At 36.2% G+C, this 23,966-nt stretch carries 20 protein-coding genes and 1 riboswitch; all 20 genes read right to left on the reverse strand.

Annotation, left to right across the window (positions count from 1 at the left end; all coding sequences use genetic code 11):
• Positions 1-109: 109 nt before the first annotated feature.
• Entirely contained in the window at positions 110-904 is a 795-nt protein-coding gene (locus tag AC0ONG_RS17400; protein ID WP_001221092.1) for a TIGR00282 family metallophosphoesterase, read from the reverse strand.
• Positions 905-1,062: 158 nt separating this feature from the next.
• Positions 1,063-2,628 (reverse strand): ribonuclease Y, encoded by a 1,566-nt coding sequence (gene rny, locus AC0ONG_RS17405; RefSeq protein ID WP_000099770.1) that lies wholly within the window; start codon positions 2,626-2,628, stop codon positions 1,063-1,065.
• Between the two features lie 483 nt (positions 2,629-3,111).
• Positions 3,112-4,143, reverse strand: a complete 1,032-nt coding sequence (recA, locus tag AC0ONG_RS17410) for a recombinase RecA (protein WP_001283853.1) — start codon at positions 4,141-4,143, stop codon at positions 3,112-3,114.
• A 144-nt stretch (positions 4,144-4,287) separates the two neighbouring features.
• Positions 4,288-5,526: a competence/damage-inducible protein A gene (locus AC0ONG_RS17415; RefSeq protein ID WP_000990684.1), complete on the reverse strand. Its 1,239-nt coding sequence runs from the start codon at positions 5,524-5,526 to the stop codon at positions 4,288-4,290.
• A gap of 20 nt (positions 5,527-5,546) precedes the next feature.
• Entirely contained in the window at positions 5,547-6,125 is a 579-nt protein-coding gene (gene pgsA / locus AC0ONG_RS17420) for a CDP-diacylglycerol--glycerol-3-phosphate 3-phosphatidyltransferase (protein WP_001052967.1), read from the reverse strand.
• Positions 6,126-6,190: 65 nt separating this feature from the next.
• Positions 6,191-7,105, reverse strand: a complete 915-nt coding sequence (locus AC0ONG_RS17425) for a helix-turn-helix domain-containing protein (RefSeq protein WP_000137466.1) — start codon at positions 7,103-7,105, stop codon at positions 6,191-6,193.
• A 21-nt stretch (positions 7,106-7,126) separates the two neighbouring features.
• Positions 7,127-7,912 carry a DUF3388 domain-containing protein gene (locus tag AC0ONG_RS17430; protein ID WP_000574107.1) on the reverse strand — a complete coding sequence of 262 codons (786 nt, stop codon included), beginning with the start codon at positions 7,910-7,912 and terminating at the stop codon, positions 7,127-7,129.
• A 138-nt stretch (positions 7,913-8,050) separates the two neighbouring features.
• On the reverse strand, positions 8,051-8,299 hold the full coding sequence (locus tag AC0ONG_RS17435) for a DUF3243 domain-containing protein (RefSeq protein ID WP_000114444.1): 249 nt from the start codon (positions 8,297-8,299) through the stop codon (positions 8,051-8,053).
• A 75-nt stretch (positions 8,300-8,374) separates the two neighbouring features.
• Positions 8,375-9,088 (reverse strand): elongation factor P 5-aminopentanone reductase, encoded by a 714-nt coding sequence (gene ymfI / locus AC0ONG_RS17440; protein ID WP_000759625.1) that lies wholly within the window; start codon positions 9,086-9,088, stop codon positions 8,375-8,377.
• A 100-nt stretch (positions 9,089-9,188) separates the two neighbouring features.
• The gene (yfmH, locus tag AC0ONG_RS17445) at positions 9,189-10,475 is read right to left on the reverse strand and encodes an EF-P 5-aminopentanol modification-associated protein YfmH (protein WP_000411972.1); all 1,287 of its coding nucleotides are present in this window, start codon (positions 10,473-10,475) and stop codon (positions 9,189-9,191) included.
• Entirely contained in the window at positions 10,476-11,750 is a 1,275-nt protein-coding gene (gene yfmF / locus AC0ONG_RS17450; RefSeq protein ID WP_000772419.1) for an EF-P 5-aminopentanol modification-associated protein YfmF, read from the reverse strand.
• Between the two features lie 209 nt (positions 11,751-11,959).
• Positions 11,960-12,919, reverse strand: coding sequence for an ABC transporter permease (locus AC0ONG_RS17455; RefSeq protein ID WP_000008857.1), 960 nt, complete (start codon positions 12,917-12,919; stop codon positions 11,960-11,962).
• Positions 12,920-13,978, reverse strand: a complete 1,059-nt coding sequence (locus AC0ONG_RS17460; RefSeq protein ID WP_001085255.1) for an ABC transporter permease — start codon at positions 13,976-13,978, stop codon at positions 12,920-12,922.
• Positions 13,971-15,503 (reverse strand): ABC transporter ATP-binding protein, encoded by a 1,533-nt coding sequence (locus AC0ONG_RS17465; RefSeq protein ID WP_000456928.1) that lies wholly within the window; start codon positions 15,501-15,503, stop codon positions 13,971-13,973. Before AC0ONG_RS17465 ends, AC0ONG_RS17460 begins: the two co-directional genes overlap by 8 nt.
• A 117-nt stretch (positions 15,504-15,620) precedes the next feature.
• Entirely contained in the window at positions 15,621-16,697 is a 1,077-nt protein-coding gene (locus tag AC0ONG_RS17470; protein WP_000725767.1) for a BMP family lipoprotein, read from the reverse strand.
• A gap of 92 nt (positions 16,698-16,789) precedes the next feature.
• Positions 16,790-17,515 carry a GntR family transcriptional regulator gene (locus tag AC0ONG_RS17475; RefSeq protein ID WP_000114182.1) on the reverse strand — a complete coding sequence of 242 codons (726 nt, stop codon included), beginning with the start codon at positions 17,513-17,515 and terminating at the stop codon, positions 16,790-16,792.
• Between the two features lie 233 nt (positions 17,516-17,748).
• A riboswitch (purine riboswitch) is annotated at positions 17,749-17,850 on the reverse strand.
• Positions 17,851-18,053: 203 nt separating this feature from the next.
• On the reverse strand, positions 18,054-20,435 hold the full coding sequence (locus AC0ONG_RS17480; protein WP_001118793.1) for a DNA translocase FtsK: 2,382 nt from the start codon (positions 20,433-20,435) through the stop codon (positions 18,054-18,056).
• Between the two features lie 212 nt (positions 20,436-20,647).
• Positions 20,648-20,851 (reverse strand): YlzJ-like family protein, encoded by a 204-nt coding sequence (locus AC0ONG_RS17485; RefSeq protein ID WP_000605020.1) that lies wholly within the window; start codon positions 20,849-20,851, stop codon positions 20,648-20,650.
• Positions 20,848-21,597 carry a translocation-enhancing protein TepA gene (gene tepA / locus AC0ONG_RS17490; protein WP_000139825.1) on the reverse strand — a complete coding sequence of 250 codons (750 nt, stop codon included), beginning with the start codon at positions 21,595-21,597 and terminating at the stop codon, positions 20,848-20,850. Before tepA ends, AC0ONG_RS17485 begins: the two co-directional genes overlap by 4 nt.
• A gap of 103 nt (positions 21,598-21,700) precedes the next feature.
• The gene (locus tag AC0ONG_RS17495) at positions 21,701-23,371 is read right to left on the reverse strand and encodes a ribonuclease J (RefSeq protein ID WP_000823089.1); all 1,671 of its coding nucleotides are present in this window, start codon (positions 23,369-23,371) and stop codon (positions 21,701-21,703) included.
• Between the last annotated feature and the right edge of the window lie 595 nt (positions 23,372-23,966).

A 23,966-nucleotide genomic window follows, 5' to 3' on the forward strand; every position in this document is an offset into this window, starting at 1 on the left:
TATTTCACTTTAACTTATATTCACGAGGAATGGCGCGTATTCCTGCTAAATTTTCGTAATTTTTCTAAAAAATTAAAATATAATAACTTATCTAAAATTTAACGGAAATTTACTCAAAAAATGGTTGATCGTCATTAATTAAAATGCGCTCAATTTTCTTTGCTTTTCCTGTATTTGGATCCACATCAATTAACACTGCACTTAATTGCGTTCTACCACTTGTTACTTCAAATCGTACCGGTAAGTTCGTTAAAAACTTCTTCAATACTGCTTCTCGGTCCATACCTAAAATTCCATCATATGGCCCTGTCATCCCAACATCTGTAATATATGCCGTTCCGCTTGGTAAAATACGGTTATCCGCTGTAGGGACATGCGTATGCGTACCTACTACTGCTGTAGCACGTCCATCTACATACCAACCTAGCGCTTGTTTTTCACTTGTAGTCTCCGCATGGAAATCAATAAAGATAATATTCGTACGTTTTTTCGCAATATTAATTAATTCATCCACTTTACGGAATGGACAATCAATCGGAGGAAGGAAAGTACGCCCCTGTAAGTTAATAACTGCAACTTCTGTTCCATTACAGTTCACAAAGATAAGTCCTTTTCCTGGAGTTCCTTCTGGGAAGTTAGCTGGTCTTGCAAGATATTTTGCATCATCGATGAATTCAAATACTTCACGATTATCCCAAGCATGGTTTCCAAGTGTAACTGCTTGTGCCCCACACTCTAAAAAGTTTCGATATATTTTTTCTGTAATCCCACGGCCACCTGCTGCGTTTTCTCCATTAATGATTGTTACTGTAGGTGTATATTTTTTCTTTAATGCCGGTACGTACTGTTGAATCATACCTCTACCAGGAGATCCTACTACATCCCCAACAAATAATATTCTCATATGTCTTACCCTTTCTATGTACTGCATTTTTTATTGCTATAGCATCAAGTAAATTCCTTATAATATGTTTATTATAAGTTTGTTTCACTTTTATGCTAAATAACTGTCTTTATTTTATCCAATTCCAACACAAAAAAATAAAGTGGTGTTTCACCACTTTATTTTGCGTATTCCACTGCACGTGTTTCACGAATAACAGTTACTTTAATATGTCCTGGGTAATCCAGTTCATTTTCAATACGTTTTCGGATATCACGAGCTAAACGATGAGCTTCTAAGTCATCGATTGTATCTGGTTTTACCAAAATACGAACTTCACGTCCTGCTTGAATTGCAAATGATTTTTCAACGCCTTCATAAGACTCTGAAATCTCTTCTAACTTTTCAAGACGACGAATGTAGTTTTCAAGCGTTTCACTACGAGCTCCCGGTCTTGCAGCTGATAAAGCATCTGCTGCTGCAACTAAAACTGCAATGATAGAAGTTGGTTCTGTGTCACCATGGTGAGATGCGATACTGTTTATAACTACAGGATGCTCTTTATATTTCGTTGCGAGTTCAACACCAATTTCAACGTGGCTACCTTCTACTTCATGGTCAATCGCTTTTCCGATATCATGTAATAGACCAGCACGTCTTGCTAGTTTTTCATCCTCACCAAGCTCTGCTGCCATAAGTCCAGTTAAATATGCAACTTCCATAGAGTGTTTTAAGACGTTTTGTCCATAACTTGTACGGTATTTTAAACGACCTAAAATTTTAATTAAATCTGGGTGTAATCCGTGAACACCCACTTCAAACGTTGTTTGCTCTCCGACTTCGCGAATATACTCGTCCACTTCACGTCTTGATTTTTCGACCATCTCTTCAATACGCGCTGGGTGAATACGTCCGTCCTGTACTAGTTTATCAAGAGCGATACGAGCTGTTTCACGACGAATTGGATCGAATCCAGAAAGAATTACCGCCTCTGGTGTATCATCGATAATTAAGTCAATACCCGTTAACGTTTCTAACGTACGAATATTACGACCTTCACGCCCGATAATACGTCCCTTCATTTCGTCATTTGGAAGATTTACAACCGAAACGGTTGTTTCAGCAACATGATCAGCTGCACATCTTTGCATTGCAAGAGATAAAATCTCTTTTGCTTTCTTATCCGCTTCTTCTTTCGCGCGAACTTCACTTTCTTTTACCATAACAGCGATTTCATGAGAAACTTCATTTTCTACTTTACCAAGAATAATTGCTTTCGCTTGTTCGCGTGTCAGATTGGAAATGCGCTCTAATTCTGTTTGTTGCTTTTGAACTAACTCTCCCACTTTGCTTTCCAACTCTTCAATCTGTTGTTGTCTCGCTACAAGAGATTCCTCTTTCTTCTCTAACTGCTGCTCGCGTTTATCGAGCGTTTCGTCTTTACGATCAAGGTTCTCTTCTTTTTGCATTAAACGATTTTCTTGTTTTTGTAATTCGCTTCTACGGTCACGAATTTCTAATTCAGCTTCTGTACGAAGTGTATGAATTTCATCCTTTGCTTCTAAAAGCGCTTCTTTCTTAAGTGCTTCAGCCTCACGATTCGCTTCGTCTAAAATACGTTTCGCTTCATTAGCCGCACCATTAATCTTCGCTTCAGCAATAGACTTTCGAACAAAAAAGCCAACAACTGCACCGACTGTTGTTGCAAGCAAAATGGAGATGAGTATCCAAACTGTACTACTCATGATTTCACCTCCCCTTGCTATGAATGAAAAAAGACTGTCGGCATGTACATTAAATTACAATATACAGCAAAGACCGTCGTCCCGCTTTTTTAAGGGACTTTCTTCATTTCACAATTAAAATGTCATATTATTATTTCGGTAAGATTTAAACCTTACTCCGAATATTACTTCTCTTCTTGAGAAGAGTATATCGTATATAAGAAAAAATATACATTCTCATTGTATCTATCGTAATTTTCATTGTCAAGCGTTGTCTACTTTTACTTTCTTTACCTTCAGTCCTTAATGTTATCTGAATTTGAAAAATTGATAGCATACTATCCTGGAAAACCTTAGTAAATACCATTTTATTCCCTTAAAACGTATGAATATTCCTCTTTACACATCCCATTTGAGTCAAAAAAATATTTTAACCACTACGATAGATACCCCTTTAATAGAAGGTAAAAAAATAAAAGACACGGGACCCGTGTCTTTTATTTTTTAATCTTGAAGAGTTGCATCTTCCGTGTCTTCCACACCAGAATCTTCACCAATTCCGTGATGATCACGAACAAAGAAGGCAATTTCCTCTCTTAAGTCCGTATTCTCTTTTAAGAATTGCTTCGAATTTTCACGACCTTGTCCTAAACGTTCTTCATTATAAGAATACCAAGCACCGCTCTTTTGAACGATATCAAGCTCAGAAGCCATATCCAAGATTTCACCCTCTCTTGAAATACCTTCTCCGTACATAATATCAACTTCAGCAACACGGAATGGTGGCGCTACTTTATTTTTCACTACTTTTACTTTTGTTTTATTACCAACGATGTCGTTACCTTGCTTTAATTGCTCCGCACGACGCACTTCAAGACGGACAGTTGAATAGAATTTCAACGCACGACCACCTGGAGTTGTTTCTGGGTTTCCGAACATAACCCCAACTTTTTCACGAATTTGGTTAATAAAGATTGCAATTGTTTTTGATTTGTTGATTGCTCCTGAAAGCTTACGAAGTGCTTGTGACATTAAACGTGCTTGTAAACCTACGTGTGAGTCACCCATGTCGCCTTCAATCTCTGCTTTCGGTACAAGAGCTGCTACAGAGTCAATTACGATAATGTCAACCGCACCACTTCGTACAAGAGCTTCCGCGATTTCTAATCCTTGCTCCCCTGTATCAGGCTGTGATAATAGTAATTCATCTATGTTAACGCCTAATTTTTGTGCATATACAGGATCCATTGCGTGCTCCGCATCGATGAATGCTGCTTGTCCACCTTGACGTTGTACTTCTGCAATTGCATGTAATGAAACTGTCGTTTTACCTGAACTTTCAGGTCCGTAAATTTCGATAATACGGCCACGTGGGTATCCGCCTACCCCTAATGCCACATCAAGTGCTAAAGAACCACTTGAAATTGTAGAAATTCTACGTTCCGCTTGTTCTCCTAATTTCATAATTGAACCTTTACCAAATTGCTTCTCTATTTGTTTTAACGCCATATCTAATGCCGCTTGACGATCACTCATTCAAAATTCCTCCTTAACTGAATTGCTAATCTTATTATACCTATTTTCAATTCAATTTGCCAACAAAAATCGAACATTTATTCGATTTTTTTATTTTCCATTACATAAATACGTAATTTAACTATAAAAAAAGCTAGAAGAAACTTATATCTCTTCTAGCTTTTTATATAAATGATAAAATCCATATTTTGTCGAGCGTTCTCTAATTTGTTGACGACTTCCACTTAAATTAAGAGGAAAAACTGCAGTTTGTTCACCTTTAATCGCCAATCCAACAAATACTGTTCCTGGCTCTTTCTGTTCTGAAGCATCTGGCCCTGCTACCCCAGTGAAACTAATTCCGATATCCGCTTTTAATAAATCCTTAACATTTTCAGCAAGATAACGAGCACATTCTTTACTAACTGCACCATCAGTATGCAACACTTCTTCAGGCACACGCAATACATGTTGCTTCACATCATTATGATAACAAATGACACCGCCTTTAAATACAGAAGAAACACCAGCATTTTCAGTTACTTGATTTCCAAAAAGACCACCTGTTAAACTTTCTGCACATGCTAAAGTTAACCCTTTTCTCTTCAATAACTCGATTGCCTTATAATGCAAAAATTCTTGGTCATATCCGTAGAAAAATTCTCCTACCCTTTCTAAAATCAAATCTTCCACATGTTGAATTAGTTTCTCCGCTTCGCTAACATTTTGATGCTTAGCGGTTAAACGTAATGTCACTTCTCCATCATTTGCTAGCGGGGCGATTGTTGGGTTTGTTTGTCCATCAATTAAATCTTGAACTTTCACCTCTAATTGGGACTCCCCGATACCGAAGAAACGAAGCACACGGGAATAAATGTTTTCTCCTGTTGTAAAATTACGTAAAAAAGGCTCCACGTAACTTACATACATTGGTTTCATTTCTTTTGGCGGCCCTGGTAATAAAATATAAACTTTTCCGTTCTTATTTACCCCCATACCAGGCGCCATACCGTGGTCATTTGCAAATACTGTTGCTCCATTTAAGACGAGCGCTTGCTTTTTATTATTCTCCGTAAATTCACGGCCTGTACGCTTAAAGTAATTACTTATTAAGGCTAATGCCTTTTCATCATACACAAGCGCTTCATCTAAACTAGCCGCTATCGTTTCTTTCGTTAAATCATCTTTTGTCGGTCCTAATCCACCTGTAAAAATAAGTATATCAGCACGTTCTTCCGCAGCTTCAATCGCCTTTTGCAGTCGCTTATTATTATCACCAACAACAGTATGATAGTACACGTTAATTCCAATTGAAGCTAACTTTTCAGATAAAAACTGGGCATTTGTATTTGCAATTTGTCCAAGTAATAATTCAGTTCCAACCGCAATAATCTCAGCATTCATCCTAATTCCCCCATAAACTTCTATTTTGAGTTTACAAAAGCAGCTCTATTTTTCCAGAAATAATCCCATCCTGAAATAACAGTAAAGATTAATGCAATCCATATGAAGATATCAGCAACTGGAATATGGATTAAATTTAAAGGTACATCGTGTAATAAATATGCTGCAATCGCAATAATTTGTGTCCATGTCTTAATTTTCCCTAGCTGATTTGCCGCAACTACTTCCCCTGTTCCAGCAAGTACAAGACGTAAACCTGTTACAGCAAACTCACGACTGATAATTACAATAACAATCCAAGCCGGTACATATTGCATCTCTACCAATGTAATAAGTGCTGCTGAAACAAGTAATTTATCAGCTAATGGGTCAAGAAACTTTCCTAAATTCGTTACAAGATTATACTTTCTTGCGTAATGTCCATCAATCCAATCTGTAGCTGAAGCAATGATAAAGATAAGTGCCCCTACTAAATGTTGAATTGGCAAATCAACATCACCAATTTTGTATGAACCCCAATCAAAGGGCGCTAACATAATTACCATAAAAATTGGAATTAAGAAGATTCTAGATATTGTAATTTTATTTGGTAAATTCACAGCTATTCCTCCATCATATCAAAAACATTTGTTCATCGAAAAAAAAGTCATCGAAGCGATGACTGTTATTGTGCAGGTTGCTCTATCCCTTGGTTTTTAATCACCAATCTTTGGTGATATTCTTTTTGTGGATCTAACGGGAAAGCAAGCACTTGGCCATTCAGTTTAATTTCAACATTCGGTGCACTTCCAATATTAAGTCGTACTTCTTTTAATGTTGATACATCGCGTTTCTCTGTTTGACCGCTTTGTACTGTAGTGTTTAGAATTTCATTACCCGCATCATCCTTAACATCTACATAACTTGCACCCTTCGCTGAAATTTCCAATTCTAACGTTTTATTATTATGAATTTCCAAAGTAGATACCTTACCAGTTGTTCCAACTACTTTCACTTCTTGCTGTCCAGTTGGTGGTGCTGGCTGCTCCTCTTTCTTTGGTTCTTCTTTCTTTGGCTCTTCTTTCTTTGGCTCTTCTTTCTTTGGCTCTTCCGCTTTCTTCGTATCTAACGGAGAATCTTTCGCTTTTTGAACTTCAATTTTCTCACTTTGAGCACTCGGAACTTTTTCATCATCTTTTCCAGTTAACGCTTGAAACACAAACCAGATTACGACTCCAACCGCGATTACTAACAGCGCAACTAAGATTTTCGGCATGTGATCTGCAACTGGCCATGATGAAGATTTTTGCATTGTTTCTTGTGTTTTTTGTCCCGTTGATACTTGTGGAACTTCACGCCTTTCAGATTGTGGTATCGTACTCTGATGTTCTACAAGCAGTTCCTCTCCATTTAATCCAACAGCATCTGCGTATTGTTTAATGAATGCACGCGCATAAAAAGCTCCTGGCAATACATCATAATTGCCTTCTTCAATTGCCACTAGATGGCGTTTTTGAATTTTTGTAATTTCATGCAGCTGATCAATAGACAAGCCTTTCGCTTCTCTTGCTTCTTTCAGCTTTTGTCCCAATTCCGTCACTACTAACACCTCAATATTTCTTTAAAAGTCAAACATAGAGAAATTATTTTGCGTACCTTGCTCAATTTCATCTACTAAATTATATTGAATTTCTTCATCATAATCGTTACGCAACTCGATAATATAATCAAAATCATCCAATGTGTATTCTGACTGACTCACAAATACATCAGGATGTTCCACAACTTTCGTTGCAGGCAATCTCATAATTTCACGAACGAGCTGCCAATGTCTTTCGTTGGCACGCTTCGTTGACACAATTCCATCTAGGATGAAAATATTGTCATCGCTATACTCATCTTCAATTAATTGACTACGAACAGTTTGCTTAATAAGAGTAGATGATACAAATAACCACCTTTTATTTGCACAAACACTTGCAGCAACAATGGATTCTGTTTTTCCGACACGAGGCATTCCGCGTATCCCAATTAGTTTATGGCCTTCTTTTTTCATAATTTCTGCCATAAAGTCTACAAGTAAGCCTAATTCATCACGCACAAATCGAAATGTTTTCTTATCATCTGCATCTCGTTGTATGTACCTACCATGCCTAACCGCTAGCTTATCTCTTAGCTTGGGCGGACGATATTTCGTTACCGTTATGTTATCCATCGTATTTAAAATTGATTCAAGTCTAGAGATTTGCTCTTGATTATCACACATAAGAAGTAACCCACGTCGTGCATTATCTACACCATTAATTGTGACAATATTAATGCCGAGCATACCGATTAACGAAGAAACGTCACCAAGCAAGCCAGGTCGGTTTTTATGTATTTCATATTCAAAATACCATTCAATCATCCAAGATCACTCCCCTTGCTTACTTTACACCTACGTACTATATTATATGATTTCACCTTAATAGGGAAGCTAAATGTATAATCTATCCTGTGTAATTATTATACAAAAAAAGTAGAGAGGAGAATCTCCTCTCTACTTTTACTTATGTTGTACAAACTTAACCATTAAGTTTGCAATTGTATGTTGCTCCTGTTCATCAGCAACTTTCCAAAGCTCAGCTAATAATTTCTCTTGGTCATTGCGCCCTTCTACTTCATTAGCAAGGTAGTCGCCAACACGAAATGCCATATCTGATACCGCACCGCCGTCTAAACCTTTTCCTTGCGCTTGCTCTAAACGATCTCCTAAAAAGCTCTTCCACTGATCAAAATTATCTAATACTGACATAATTAAGCACCTCACTATTGAGTAATAAAATCATCCTTAATTTGTGCAACTGTTCATTTTTTATGTAAGAAATTTTTAGCAGTGCCAACCGCCATTCACTCCGATGATTTGTCCAGTTATGTATGATGCTCCTGGTGATACGAGGAATGAAACTGTTTTTGCTACTTCTTCTGGTAATCCTATTCTACCTAATGGTATATCTTCAGCAATTCCCATTTTATCTTCTTCAGAAAAAACACTTAACATTTCCGTTTCAATTGCTCCTGGTGCTACTGCATTCACACGTAATCCACTTAAAGAAACTTCTTTCGCTAAAGCTTTCACATATGAATTTTGCGCCCCTTTTACCATTGAATACAGCACTTCACAAGAAGCCCCTATTTGTCCCCATATAGATGAAATAATTACAATATTACCACTTCTCCTCCCGATCATAGGCGGAAGTGCCATTGAAAGTAATTTATATACGTTCTTCACTTGAAGTTCTACCATATAACCCAATTCTTCGTTTGTTACATCTGTTACTAGTCCAAAAATACTCTTCCCAGCTGCGTATACAATAACATCAATAGGGTGTTCAATTTGTCCCCACAATTGCTCTGCTCCATCACTAGAAGCCAAATTCGCTTGAACAGGGATAACTTCTCCCCATGCTTTCTGCAATTCCAATACCTTTCCTTCACTGTTATTGTAATGAACATAAACTGTATATCCATCTTGAATTAATTGTTTCGAAATAGCAGAGCCAATCCCTCCGCTCCCTCCAGTTACTAACGCATACTTTTTCATAAATTCCCTCTCTTATCTCTACAAGTTCAATTTTCACACAACTAAATAATACCCTCATCTTACAATTTTTCAATGATAAGATGAGGGTATCTTTAAAATGTTATTTTTTCGGTAACACCTGACAAACACTCATTTTTTCTTCTGATAACAATAATTTTGCTACTTCTTGTAAGTCTTGAACGGTTAGCCCTTCTAATACAGTCAATGCATCAAATAGACTAGATTCATTAAACGCATATCGTGTAAATTGATTTGCAATATATTCTGGTGAATTCAACGAGCGTAAAAAACCACCAATTTTCTTTTTCTTCACTCGTTCTAATGCCGCCGCATCTAATTGATCATAATCTGTTTTTAATAAAATATCTTTTAAACGATCTGCCAATTCATCAGGTTGTTTCGTATCACCACCAACCATTGCAAAACCGAAGTTATTTTCTTCTGTATAGTCATACGAGAATGAATCATCAATAAGTCCTTCATTATATAAAGCTTCGTAATGAACAGAACTTTTTCCAAATAAATAATCTAAGAGTAACGTAAGCGCAATTTCTTGTTTTAAAAGCGCTTGCCCCTTTTCTTTTAAATTAGTCGCTTTAATACCAACTAAACATTTCGGTGTTTGCACAGGCATTGAAATAATTTTTTTCTTTTCATTTACCTCATTTGGTTCCTCTTCAAATGAACGCACAATTTCTGGCTGGTTTTTATAATCTTTTTCCGCTTGATTTTCACGTACTAAATCCATTGTTTTCTCTGGATCAATTGCACCCACAACAAATAATAACATATTGCTCGGATGATAAAATGTTTCATAACATTCATATAATAAATCTTTCGTAATTTTACTAATAGATTCGATTGTGCCTGCAATATCAATTTTAATTGGGTGTTTTACAAACAAGCTATCAATTAACCCAAAGTACAAACGCCAATCTGGGTTATCTTGATACATTTGAATTTCTTGCCCAATAATCCCCTTCTCTTTTTCAACTGTTTTTTCAGAGAAATAAGGCTCTTGTACGAAGTTTAGCAATGTATTTAAATTTTGTTCTACGTTTGAAGTACATGAAAAAAGGTAAGCTGTTCGTGTGAAGGATGTAAAAGCATTTGCCGATGCTCCTTGTTTACTAAACAATTGGAAAGCATCGTGATCTTCTTTTTCAAATAATTTATGCTCAAGAAAATGTGCAATCCCATCAGGCACACGAATCATTTCTTCTTTCCCCAATGGTACAAATGTATTATCTACTGAACCATATTTCGTCGTAAACGTCGCAAATGTTTTATTAAATCCTTGTTTCGGTAAAACATATACATCTAATCCATTAGGAAGTTTTTCATAATAGAGTGTTTCTTTTAATTGCTCATAAACAATTTTTTCCATTTACTCTCCCTCCGTTCCTTGTAAAAAGTAAATTGTATCTAGTTCAATATTTTTAGCTACTTTTACAATTTCTTCTTTTGTTACACTTTCTATACCTGTAAGCCATTCTTCAACTGGACGTGTACGATCTGAAATAATACCATGATATAGCATTTCTACAAATCCACGCGGTGTATCAATCGCCTCTAATATTTGATTTTGGATGACACTTTTTGTTTGATGTATTTCTTCTTCAGAAAACTCTCCGTTTTGCATCGTAAGCATTTGTTCTTTAATAATCTCAACTGCTTTTTCATAATTTTTCGCTTCGATTCCTGACATAACAAATAATAAACCTTTATGACTTTCAAAGCGCGATGCTGCATAGTACGCTAAACTATTTTTTTCACGCACATTTACGAATAACTTCGAATGAGAAAAACCACCAAACAATCCATTGAACAATTGCAATGCAAAATAATCTTCATCTTTATATGTGACAAATGTACGATAACCGATGTGTAATTTACTTTGTTTTAATTCTTGTTTTTCAACAACTTCTTTTTCTTCATTATTTCGTCTATGAAGGAGTACATTTCTTTCTCTCACTGGACGAGCTGAAATAGAAAAATACTTACTTACAAGATCAACGGCGTTTGCTGAAATATCACCAATAATATATAGATCCATTTCATCTTCTGCTAACACCTTTTGATAATATTGATACAGACTTTCATTTGTAATAGACGTAACACTCTCTTTTTTTCCATTTGCACTTAAACGATACGGTTCTACTTTGCACATTTCTTCAATTAAACGCTCGTTTGCATAACGCATTTTATCATCATAAGTAGCTTCAATTCTCTGTAACAGTGCTCTTTTTTCACTTTCTACGATAGAAGATAGGAAACCGTTCCCCTCGGTTGCTGGATGTAACACAATATCAGACAACATAGAAAGCGCTTTTTCAAATAACGGTGGTGCATCATGTAAATAAACTTCATTTGCAATGTCTACATAAATGGAGATAATATGGTCTTCCCCTTTTTTACTTACATCTACCGCTAAAGAAGACCCGTATAATTCTTCTAAATATTGACGAAGACGAATTACAGAAGGTAATTTTTCTGTGGCACTTTGCAATACGTATGGCAATAGGGCACGCTCTGTCACCGTCTCCTCATTTAAAGGCGCTTTAAAACGAAATACAAAGGTATTCGTTTTATATTTATCAGTCGGAATAATATGTACGCGCAAACCACCTAACTCATGTAGTTGTTGTTCCATTAGTTTCATTTATAGCCCTCCTTTACGTATATAGGAATATTCCTCTTCAATATACAGTTTTTAGAAATAAAAAATCAACTTTTCTCCCTTATTATGCTTACATATGATTCTTTCTAAAAACTTTAATATGTAAGGAACATAGTAAAATTCCGTATTAAATATATTCTATGTAAAAAAGCCCACACTAATGTGCGAGCTTTTTTATACTTATAAAATACTTATCGTTTTCCTTTTTCATAAGGAGTTCCTAATGCTTTCGGAGCTTCAGAACGACCTACAAAACCAACAAGCGCTAAGATTGTGAATACATATGGTAATATCGTTAATAAAACACTTGGAATTTGATCTAATACAGGAATTGTTCCGCCCGTTACACTAAGAGATTGCGCAAAACCAAAGAATAGAGCTGCACCTAGTGCGCCTAGTGGATTCCACTTTCCAAAAATCATAGCAGCTAAAGCTAAGAAACCTTGTCCTGTAATAGTTGCCCCTGAGAAGTTATTAGAAATTGACATTGCAAAAATCGCTCCACCAATTCCAGCAAACACTCCTGAAATACAGACTCCAATATAGCGCATTTTATATACGTTAATCCCCATCGTATCCGCTGCCATTGGGTGTTCACCAACAGCACGTAGACGAAGACCGAACGGTGTTTTATAAATAACATACCAAACAACGAATGCTAAAATAATGGCAATATACGACGTTATTGGTACATTCGAGAAAAATATTTTCCCTAAAACCGGAATATCCGAAAGGCCTGGAATATCAATCTTTTCAATACGATACTGAATAAAGTCAGTCTGCCCTTTATCAAAAATCTTCTTAATTGCAAATACCGTTAAACCAAGGGATAAGAAGTTAATTGCTACACCACTTACAACTTGATCTGCTCGGAATGTAATAGAAGCTACCGCATGAAGTAATGCAAATAATCCACTACCAATTGCCGCAAATAATAACGCAATCCACGGGGTCATCGTTCCCCAAGTATCACCCATTAATAAGTTTGTAACAACTCCAATAAATGCACCAAATAGCATTAGTCCTTCTAATCCGATATTTACAACACCCGATCGTTCACTAAATACTCCACCTAGTGCTGTGAAAATGATAGGTGCCGATGTATATAACGTACCCGTCACAAGAATGGCTAATATATCTAAAAAGCTCATTTATTTCCCCTCCTTGCTCATGCGTGTAAGCGCCCATCTTAACACATAACTACATGCAACAAAGAAGATGATACATGCAATAATTACATTAATAAGCTCTGATGGTACATCTGCCTCAAAGTTCATTTGAGGGGAAGCACTTTTCAAACCACCAAATAATAAAGCTGAAAGGATTATACCAAACGGATTATTCCCTCCAAGTAATGCTACGGCAATCCCATCAAATCCTACTCCTGTAAACGAAGACATCGCGGTCATACTCTGGAATGTTCCTAATCCTTCCATCGCTCCACCAATCCCCGCAAATGCACCAGCAATTGTCATGGAGAATACTACATTACGAGAAACTTTCATACCTGCATATTGAGAAGCATGCTGATTAAATCCTACCGACTTTAATTCGTAGCCTAAAGTTGTTCGATCTAATAAGAACCACATTAAAATAGCGATTAATATTGCTACAATAATTCCCCAGTGAAGACGCGAGCCATCAGTAATGCTAGCAAGCCAGTCTGAAGATAGTGATGCACTCTCTTTAATGTCATACGTTTTATCATTACCTTCATGTAAAAAGCGCTTAATGATGTCATATGTTACATATAATGCGATATAGTTCATCATAATTGTTACAATAACCTCATTAACTTGAAACTTTCCTTTTAAATATCCAGGAATGAAGCCCCAAATTCCTCCTACCAATGCTGCGAATAAAATAGATAATGGAATATGAAGGAAAGCTGGTAGTGAAACTGCATAACCGAACCAAACCGCTGCAAGCCAACCAACTAGCAATTGACCCTCTACCCCGATATTAAATAAACCTGTACGAAATGCAAACGCCACTGATAAACCAGCAAGAATAAGCGGTATCATTGTACGAAGCGTTTCACCAATCGCACTTGCGCTACCGAACATCCCTGTCCAAAGTGCACTATAACCTACAATTGGATCATAACCACTAACTAACATTACAATCGCTCCGACAAGTAAGCCAAAAATAACGGATAGTACTGGGACTAAAATATTTATCGTTCGTTCTGTTAAAAGTTTTTTAGCCATTTGTACCCACCTGCTCCTTCTTTGTTCCTCCAGCCATTAACAATCCAAGCTGTTGTTCATTCGTTTCTTTCGCATCAACTATTGCTACAATTTTCCCTTCATAAATAACAGCAATTCGATCGCTAACATTTAAGATTTCATCTAACTCTAGTGATAAAAGTAATACACCTTTCCCTTTATCCCTTTGCTCTATTAATCTCTTATGAATAAATTCAATTGCTCCTACATCTAAACCACGTGTTGGCTGTGCTGCGATTAATAAATCTGGATCACGGTCTACTTCACGTGCAATAATTGCTTTTTGTTGATTTCCCCCAGATAGAGCGCGTGCTAAAGTTTGCTCACTAGGTGTACGTACATCAAACTGTTCAATAAGAGCCTTTGCTTTTTCTGTAATTTTGCTGAAATTTAAAATCCCTTTCTTTGAAAACGGATTCTTATAGTACGTTTGCAGAACTATATTATCTCTAACAGAAAAATCAAGGACGAGTCCGTGTTTATGACGATCTTCTGGAATATGACCAATTCCTTCTTCTGTTATTCTTCTAACAGGCCAATTTGTTATTTCTTTCCCTTTAATTGCAATAGAACCTGACTCAACTTTTCGTAAACCAGTAATTGCTTCTATTAATTCACTTTGTCCATTTCCATCAATCCCTGCAATCCCAACAATTTCCCCCGCACGAACAGTTAAGTCAAGGCCTTTTACAGCAGGTAGTTGACGTGCATCGTGAACAACAAGATTTGCAATTGAAAGTACCTCTTCTTTTGGTTTCGCGTCTATTTTTTCTGTTTTAAAATTCACTTGACGTCCGACCATTAATTCTGCAAGTTTATTTTCATCCGTATTTGCAACGTCAACAGTTCCAATTCCTTTTCCTTTACGAATAATCGTACAACGATCGCAAACTTCCATAATTTCTTTCAACTTATGTGTAATAAGAACAATAGATTTTCCTTCTTGCACAAGCTTTTTCATAATTTGAATTAGCTCATGAATTTCTTGTGGTGTTAACACAGCTGTCGGTTCATCAAATATTAAAATTTCTGCACCGCGGTAAAGAGTTTTCAAAATCTCAACACGCTGTTGCATACCCACTGAAATATCCTGTATTTTCGCATATGGATCTACAGCTAAACCGTATTGTTCAGACAGTTTTTGAATTTCTTTAGCAGCTTCCTCAACAGCAATTTTCCCTTTTTTCCTCGGTTCATTTCCGAGAATAATATTCTCTGTAACTGTAAAATTATGAACAAGCATAAAGTGCTGATGAACCATTCCAATACCAAGGTCATTTGCCACATTCGGATTGGTAATATTTACAGACTTTCCTTTAATTTTAATTTCACCTTGTTCTGGTTGGTACAAACCAAATAGTACATTCATCAATGTGGATTTCCCTGCACCATTTTCTCCAAGTAAAGCATGTATCTCACCCTGCTTTACTTGCAGCGTAATATCATCATTCGCTACAATGCCTGGGAATACTTTCGTAATGTTATTCATCTCAATTACGTATTCCATTGTGTTCCTCCTTTTAACAGGGAACATTCCCTATTACACTATTAACTTATTAAGCAATTCGGAAGTTTTATACATACAAAGGTTAGTTCTATGAACTAACCTTTGCTATTTCTCTATTTATTTTTTTAGAGAAGCTTCATATTCTTTATACTCTTTATCTGTAGCCGGTACTTTAATTTCACCGTCTGTAATTTTCTTTTCAAATTCTTCTACTTTTGTTAAAATTTCAGGGTTAACTTTTTTCACGTTATCAGTTGTTTTTGAAATACCAATACCGTCATCTTTTAAACCAAACGCTTCTACTTTACCGCCTTTTAACTTACCGTCTTTCGCTTCTTGCGCTACTTTTTCAACAGCGATATCTACACGTTTTACCATTGAAGTTAATGTTACGTTTTCAGGCATACCTTCTTGGTTTTGATCACGGTCAACACCGATTACCCAAACATTTTCACCTTTTTTCTTACGGTTTTTCGCTTCAGTGAATACACCGTTACCTGTACCACCAGCAGCATGATAAATTACGTCTACGCCTTGACCATACATTGCTGATGCAAGAACTGTACCTTTTTCAGGTTTATCGAATGCTTCTGCATATTCAGATACGATTTCAATGTTTGGATTTACTGCTTTTGCACCCGCTTTAAATCCATTTTCGAATTTACTAATTAAATCACTCTTCATCCCACCAACAAATCCTACTTTATTCGATTTTGTTGACATAGCTGCTACCGCACCTACAAGGAATGATCCTTCATGATCTTTAAATGTAATGCTCGTTACGTTTGGTGCATCTACTACAGTATCAACGATTGCAAATTGTTGTTTTGGAGATTCTTTTGCTACTTCTTTAATTGCACCTTCTAATTTATAACCAATTCCGAAAGATAAATCATACTTATCTTTTGAAAATTTCTTTAAGTTTGGAATATAATCCGCTTCTTTTTCAGACTGTAGGTAACGATAATTTGTCTTTTCCTTTAATCCGTTATCTTTACCAAACTTTTTTAGTCCTTCCCAAGACGATTGGTTGAACGATTTGTCATCAACGCCCCCAACATCCGTTACCATACCGACCTTGAAGTCTTTCGTGTCTTTCTTGTCACTGCTTGCCTTATCCGAGTTACCACATGCACCTAAAACTGTACTTGCTGCTAATGTTAATGATAATAAAAGACCTGCTTTTTTCTTCATACTAGAAACCCCTCCAAAAATGATATATATTTTTTTATTCTTTCGCTGCTGTTCCTTACTTCTTGCTGTCACCTCCCTAAAAAGGAACTTACCTACATACGCTTTCTTAATACATGGAAGCTAAACTTATCAGCTCTAAAGTAATTGATAGAATATAAGATTGGCTCATCATTTTGATCATAGTGCATTTGTTTTAATACAAGCAGTGCTGTTTCAGGCTCACATTCTAAAATCGGTGAGATTTTAGGGTGATAGCCAATTGGCTCAATATGAGCAACCGCATATGTTATGCGCTTATGCGTGTTATTATGTATCACCGTTAATAATGACTCCTCATTGTAACCCGATAAATCTGGCAATATTTCTTTTGCAAGTTTATCGATACAATATACAACAGGTTCCCCATCTGCTGTACGCACGCGTTCAATCATCACTGCATTGAAACCATCTTCACTATTAAACTTCTCTTTTTCCTCTTCTGTTAAAGTTGTAGTAGATGATGATAAAAAGATCGTTCCTGGTGTTTTCCCCACACTAGAAATCATATCTGTAATACTAGAAAGTTGTTCTATTCCAGAAGAAAATAATGGCTTTGCATTTACAAATGTCCCTACACCATGTCTACGAATGACAACATTTTCTTCTTCTAAAATACGTAACGCTTCCCTTAAAGTCGCTCTACTTACGCCAAGTTCTTTCGCTAAATCAAACTCTGATGGTAACTTTTGTCGTTCTTTATAAGCCCCATCTTTAATTTTTTCTTTGATGTGATCAATCACCCGTAAATATAGGTGACGACTATCGGATTTTACTGACATAAGACTCCCCCGCATTTCAATTATTCGACCTCTGATGTAAGACTTCTTTTCTCTTTTTTCAACTTACAACATAGTACAAATGACTAACCACTAAAAATAAGCGCAATTGTCGAATAAATAATAATAATTTTTTAAAATGAAATTTTCACTCTTTACTGTATAAAAAAAACTTTGCACCATAAACATTCCTCATTTCGAGAAAAAGTTCGGCACAAAGATCCTTTACATCCTTTGTTACACACTTTTCCCCTCATAGTCTAGCAATTCATGGTTGCCAGGTAGAAACTTATGGACCTTATCTCCAAGATTATATGAGGCAGTGATTCTTTTCGAAGTAATCTTACCACTTGCTCTCATACGTGTCAACAAAATCCAACATTTTTCTACATTAAATATCGAACATTTACATAAAACATACTCAAAGTATTCGTATTCTAAAGATACCCTCTAAATGTAAGCCCTTTCTTTATTGCTGAGTATAGTATATAACAAAAACACTATATAAAAAAGCCTAATTGTAAAAACAATTAGGCTTTTTTTAAGAACTTTTTTCTTGTACATCATTAATGAGTACTTCTCTCGGTTTACTACCTTCATATGGACCTACTACACCATTCATTTCCATTGCATCAATTAGACGAGCAGCTCGCGTATAACCTACTCTAAACCTACGTTGTAGCATAGAAACAGATGCTGTTTGCATTTCCACTACAAGTTGAACCGCTTCATCATATAATTCATCTTCTACTTCCTGCTTCGTATCAGGAACATCTTGCGGAATCATATCTTCTTGATATTGTGCTTTTTGCTGTCCAATAACATATTCTACAACTCTCTCAACTTCATCATCTGATAAAAATGCACCTTGTACACGTACAGGTTTCGATGCACCAATTGGTATAAACAGCATGTCGCCACGACCTAGTAGCTTCTCTGCACCACCACCGTCAAGAATTGTACGAGAATCTGTTTGAGAAGATACAGCGAATGCAATACGTGATGGAATATTCGCTTTAATAACACCCGTAATAACGTCAACTGACGGACGTTGCGTTGCAATAATTAAATGAATACCAGCAGCACGAGCCATTTGCGCTAGACGCATAATCGCATCCTCTACATCAGACGAAGCAACCATCATTAAATCTGCTAACTCGTCCACAATTACTACAATATACGGTAATTCGGGTTGTTTCGCTTCTGATTGACTATTATGCTCTTTTATATAATCGTTGTATCCTTCAATGTTACGTGTACCACTATGAGCAAACAATTCATAACGACGTTCCATCTCACTCACAACTTTTTTCAATGCTTGCGATGCTTTTTTCGGATCAGTTACAACTGGTGTTAACAAATGAGGCACACCGTTATATACATTTAACTCTACCATTTTCGGGTCAATCATCATTAATTTTACTTCATGTGGTTTTGCACGCATTAAAATACTAACAATAATACCGTTAATACATACACTTTTCCCGCTCCCTGTCGCACCAGCTACGAGTAAATGGGGCATTTTATTTAAACGGGCTAATACAGCTTCACCTGTAATATCTCGGCCAAGACCAATTAACAACTTCTCTTCCGGATGATTGTTAGCCTTAGAATCAAGAACTTCCCTCAGCGTTACCATCGAAACTTCTGAGTTCGGAACTTCGATCCCTACAGCTGATTTCCCGGGAATTGGCGCCTCAATACGAATGTCCTTTGCAGCTAATGCAAGGGCTAAATCATCACTTAAACTGACAATTTTGCTTACCTTTACCCCCATATCAGGATACACTTCATATTTTGTAACTGCAGGACCTCTATGCACTTTTGTTACTTTCGCTTTCACTCCGAAACTTTGGAATGTACGTTCTAATTTACGAGCATTCTCATAAATTTCCGCATTTTCATTTGTAACTTGCTTATTCTTTGGAAATTTTAATATATCAAGTGAAGGAAGCTTGTAATCTTTATTTTCTACATTTGAAAATTGCATAGGAGGTGCTTGCGCTTCACTCTCTAACGATTCAACGATTTTTTCTCCACGCTTTTTCTTTGATTCTTCAATTGGTGGAGTCTCTTCAATAAACGGTGAAGTGATCAAATCTTCTTGCTCTACTTCGATTCGTTTATCCTCTTCTTCATTTGCAGGATAATTCTCAGTGAAATTTGAAATAATTGGCGGATCAATTTGGATTTCTTCCATCGGCTCAATCACTTCTTCTTGTTCTGCAGCACGTTTGCTTCTTGTACTTCTTGTTGTTTTTTTCTTTTCTGTTTGTTCAGCCGTTCTTTTGGATCTCCAATCTTTATAATCCCCTTGCATCACTTGAAATTGACTTCTAAGAATTCTACCAACTGGAGCTAACACTTCTCCAATATGTTTATTTGTTATACAGAGTACCCCGAGAATAACTAAAATAATCCCAATGATATAGGCTCCTACTTCGTCGAATAGGAAGTAACATGTCGCGAACATAAGCGCACCAAACATACCACCGCCTAAATGAACGCTATCTGGCCCTTTTTTCATTTCAAGAAAGAAGTTATCTTTCGTACTCACAATAACAGAAGTATTTTGCACTGCTCCATCTTTTGTAAGAAGGTTAAATAATGTAATATGACTAAACATTAATATTGCCAATACAATTAAATAAAATCCAATTAACCGTTTATTTAAAAGGTTCGGCCATCCGCGTTTTATAACAAAGGAAACCGATAAAGCTATTACACCTAACACACCAATTATGTACCACTCACCAAAGAAGAAGCGAAAAAATAACACAAACGATTTCCCTACAACGCCTAGCTGTAAAATCGTAATGATTGAAAGTGCAAAAAGAGTTAAACCGACGATTTCATAATACAAAGTTGGCTTTATCGTACGTCTTGCCTTTGCCTTCGTCCCTCTTTGCTTTTGTTTTGCCATTTCTTCACCTCGTGTTCTACATATAAGTAAAGCTCCCCTAAAAATGCTCTATTTATATGTCTGTTTTCTCTATTTTTCAGGTCTTTATATCTTCTATTTTTACACTTCTTGTAAAATGCTAAATAAACAGAAGAAAGCAGCCTACTCATGGCTGCTCAACCGTCTTGTTTTTTATATTATACCATAGCTTCTAAACAAAATCCTTCTTTTTGCTAAAAGGTTATTTTCTGACCGGGCTCAAACTCTAAATAGTGAAGTGGGTCCGTACTTAGCACACGTACAATAGAATAACACCCATGTTCCTCTTCAGAAACCATTAATTCCACACCATTTATATTTACAACTTTTTGACTTTCACATTGTGAATAATCGGCCGGATACACAAGTTGCTCTGGCATAATTGTATATAAAATCATTGTAACATTGTCCCTTCTGCACTACCTTCCGCGCGAACATCTATTAATTCGTTTAATTTTCGAATCGCATTTCCAATACCACCAACATCATCTATAAGACCGTACTTTACTGCATCTCCACCAATTACATTCGTCCCAATATCTCGCGTTAAATTTCCTTTCGCAAACATAAGCTCTTTAAAACGATCCTCTGTTACTTTCGAGTGCTTCGTCACAAAACGAATAACTCTTTCTTGCATCTTATCCAAATACTCAAATGTTTGCGGCACACCTATGACAAGACCTGTTAAACGAATTGGATGAATTGTCATCGTCGCAGTTTCCGCAATAAACGAATAGTCAGTAGAAACAGCAATCGGTACACCGATGGAATGTCCCCCACCTAAAACTAGAGATACTGTTGGTTTTGAAAGTGAAGCTACCATTTCTGAAATTGCTAGTCCAGCTTCAACGTCACCTCCAACCGTATTTAATATTAAAAGCAAACCTTCAATTTTCGGATTTTGTTCAATCGCAACAATTTGCGGAATGATATGCTCGTATTTTGTTGTTTTATTTTGCGGCGGTAATTGAACATGACCTTCCACTTGTCCGATAATCGTTAAACAATGAATACGTGATTCATTCATCTGTGGTACATTTGTCTGTCCAAGCTGTTGAATTTTTTCTACTATTGAAGCCTCTTTTCCAGCTTCTTTTGGCTCAGTTTCTTTTTCTTCATTTGTATATCGATCACGTTCTGTCATTTCGCATCCCCTTTCACTCGTATATAACTATTATTTCTTAAGTTATAAATTTCATTCGATAGGGTTAAAAAGAAAAAAAGATCACCCATAAGGGTGATCTTTTTTATACTTCCATAATAATCGGTAAAATCATAGGTTTTCTCTTTGTCTCTTCGTACAAGAACTGTCCTAATAATTCACGAATATTTTGTTTTAACATTGACCATTCAATCGAATATTCTTTAATTGACTGCTCAACAATCATACGTACAATCTCTGTAGATCGTTCAATTAACGCTTCTGACTCACGAACATATACGAAACCACGTGAAATGATTTCTGGACCAGAGATAATTTTCTTTTCATCTTTACCAAGCGTTACAACTACTACTAATATTCCATCTTGAGATAACATCTTTCTATCTCGAAGAACGATATTACCAACGTCACCTACACCTAATCCATCAATTAAAACATTACCAGCTTGTACTTTACCGACTAAGTTCGCTTCATCGTCACCAAAAGCAATTACGTCGCCTTTTTCTACGATAAAGATATTTTCTCTTGTAATACCTACATCTTCAGCTAAATACGCATGTGCTTTTTGCATACGGAACTCACCATGTACGGGTACAAAGTACTTCGGTTTCATTAAATTTAACATTAATTTTAATTCTTCTTGGCTACCGTGACCTGAAACATGAACTTTTCTTTCGCCGTAATAAACAACTTCAGCTCCAGCTCTAAATAACAAATCAATAATTTTTGATACAGATATTTCATTACCCGGAATTGGCGAAGCAGCAATGATAACAGTATCACCTTTACGAATTGAAATTTGTTTATGTGCTTGTTTTGCCATTCTAGATAGAGCAGCCATCGGTTCACCTTGACTACCTGTCGTTAAAATAGCTACCTTTTTCTCTGGGAAGTTGTCTACTTCTTGTAATGAAATAACCATACCTTCTGGAACATCTAAATAACCAAGACGTCTTGCAATGTCTACTACTTTCACCATACTACGTCCTACTACCGCTACTTTTCGCCCTGTTTCGGCAGCTGCATCAAATACTTGTTGAATACGATGTACATTCGATGCAAATGAAGCAACGATAATACGACCTTCTGCGCCGTAGAACACTTTAGAAATTTCTACACCAACTTCTTTTTCAGAACCTGTATAACCTGGGCGCTCTGCGTTTGTACTATCAGATAATAAGCAAAGTACGCCTTCATTTCCGATTTGAGCCATTTTCCCAAGGTCTGCTCCACTATTTCCAATTGGAGTTTGATCGAATTTAAAGTCTCCTGTATATACAATTGCACCTTTTGATGTATGGAAACAAACACCAACAGAATCTGGAATACTATGTGTCGTTCCAAAGAATGACACCGTTGTAGTATTAAACTCTACTGTTGAATTTGAATCGATTGTTTTTAAGTCTACACGACCTAACATACCCGCTTCGCCAAGTTTTTCTTGTATAAGTCCTACTGTTAATTTCGTTGCATACACTGGAATAGATAATTTACGAAGTACGTAAACAATACCACCAATATGATCTTCATGACCGTGAGTAATAAATAAACCCTTTACTCGCTCTTGGTTTTCCACTAAATATGTAATATCAGGAATAACGATATCAATTCCAAACATTTCATCTCCCGGGAACATTAACCCTGCATCCACAATAAAGATTTCAGAATCAATTTCAACACAGTACATGTTTTTCCCGATTTCACCTACTCCACCAAGAGCAAATACTTTAACAGACTCATTCTCTTTTCTCTTCATGTTGTTGCCTGGTTTAAAAATCTTGCAAACACTGATTTCACTAAAATTGCAGAGACACCAGGGGAAACTCTACAACCACCATATATTCACCGTCCAAGACGAATGTCCTTACCGTTATGCGATATCATGTCCTTGTTTATTTTTTAAACCAGGTTTCACCTCTCTTTCATTATATAAATCAAATATCTTATTCGATATGATATGAAAATTTAATTAAATTATAATTTTTCCCAATTTTGCTAAGCATACCCGTACTAAGCTACTTAGCCATATTATACCTGATAGAAGAAATAGAACACAAGTTAAATCGTGCGAAAGAAAAAGTAAAAGAAAGGAACAGTACTAAAAGTATATGGCTTATTTCCGCTGCTTTTATACTCCATGTTATTTGAAAAAAAAACCTAAACACTTTAAATTACTTTCATTTGATGGATTTCCTAGATTTTTTTCTTGAATTGCAAAAAAACACTTATAAAATGAAACTTTTTTATAGATTACGTCATATTTGAGGCAATTCCTCTAAAAACATAACCGAAAGTATTTCCTGTACTAGCAACTACTTTTCAACAAAATTAAAAGTGTAAGATCCTTTTCT

This window comes from Bacillus sp. TCT6, from assembly GCF_056033845.1.

Bases quoted from the DNA above. Each gene is read 5' to 3' on its own strand.
- AC0ONG_RS17400 (WP_001221092.1), bottom strand. From the start codon at position 904: ATGAGAATATTATTTGTTGGGGATGTAGTAGGATCTCCTGGTAGAGGT.
- rny (WP_000099770.1), bottom strand. From the start codon at position 2,628: ATGAGTAGTACAGTTTGGATACTCATCTCCATTTTGCTTGCAACAACA.
- recA (WP_001283853.1), bottom strand. From the start codon at position 4,143: ATGAGTGATCGTCAAGCGGCATTAGATATGGCGTTAAAACAAATAGAG.
- AC0ONG_RS17415 (WP_000990684.1), bottom strand. From the start codon at position 5,526: ATGAATGCTGAGATTATTGCGGTTGGAACTGAATTATTACTTGGACAA.
- AC0ONG_RS17430 (WP_000574107.1), bottom strand. From the start codon at position 7,912: ATGATTGAATGGTATTTTGAATATGAAATACATAAAAACCGACCTGGC.
- AC0ONG_RS17435 (WP_000114444.1), bottom strand. From the start codon at position 8,299: ATGTCAGTATTAGATAATTTTGATCAGTGGAAGAGCTTTTTAGGAGAT.
- ymfI (WP_000759625.1), bottom strand. From the start codon at position 9,088: ATGAAAAAGTATGCGTTAGTAACTGGAGGGAGCGGAGGGATTGGCTCT.
- yfmH (WP_000411972.1), bottom strand. From the start codon at position 10,475: ATGGAAAAAATTGTTTATGAGCAATTAAAAGAAACACTCTATTATGAA.
- yfmF (WP_000772419.1), bottom strand. From the start codon at position 11,750: ATGAAACTAATGGAACAACAACTACATGAGTTAGGTGGTTTGCGCGTA.
- AC0ONG_RS17455 (WP_000008857.1), bottom strand. From the start codon at position 12,919: ATGAGCTTTTTAGATATATTAGCCATTCTTGTGACGGGTACGTTATAT.
- AC0ONG_RS17460 (WP_001085255.1), bottom strand. From the start codon at position 13,978: ATGGCTAAAAAACTTTTAACAGAACGAACGATAAATATTTTAGTCCCA.
- AC0ONG_RS17465 (WP_000456928.1), bottom strand. From the start codon at position 15,503: ATGGAATACGTAATTGAGATGAATAACATTACGAAAGTATTCCCAGGC.
- AC0ONG_RS17470 (WP_000725767.1), bottom strand. From the start codon at position 16,697: ATGAAGAAAAAAGCAGGTCTTTTATTATCATTAACATTAGCAGCAAGT.
- AC0ONG_RS17475 (WP_000114182.1), bottom strand. From the start codon at position 17,515: ATGTCAGTAAAATCCGATAGTCGTCACCTATATTTACGGGTGATTGAT.
- AC0ONG_RS17480 (WP_001118793.1), bottom strand. From the start codon at position 20,435: ATGGCAAAACAAAAGCAAAGAGGGACGAAGGCAAAGGCAAGACGTACG.
- AC0ONG_RS17485 (WP_000605020.1), bottom strand. From the start codon at position 20,851: ATGATTTTATATACAATTATGCCAGAGCAACTTGTGTATCCGGCCGAT.
- tepA (WP_000139825.1), bottom strand. From the start codon at position 21,597: ATGACAGAACGTGATCGATATACAAATGAAGAAAAAGAAACTGAGCCA.
- AC0ONG_RS17495 (WP_000823089.1), bottom strand. From the start codon at position 23,371: ATGAAGAGAAAAGAGAATGAGTCTGTTAAAGTATTTGCTCTTGGTGGA.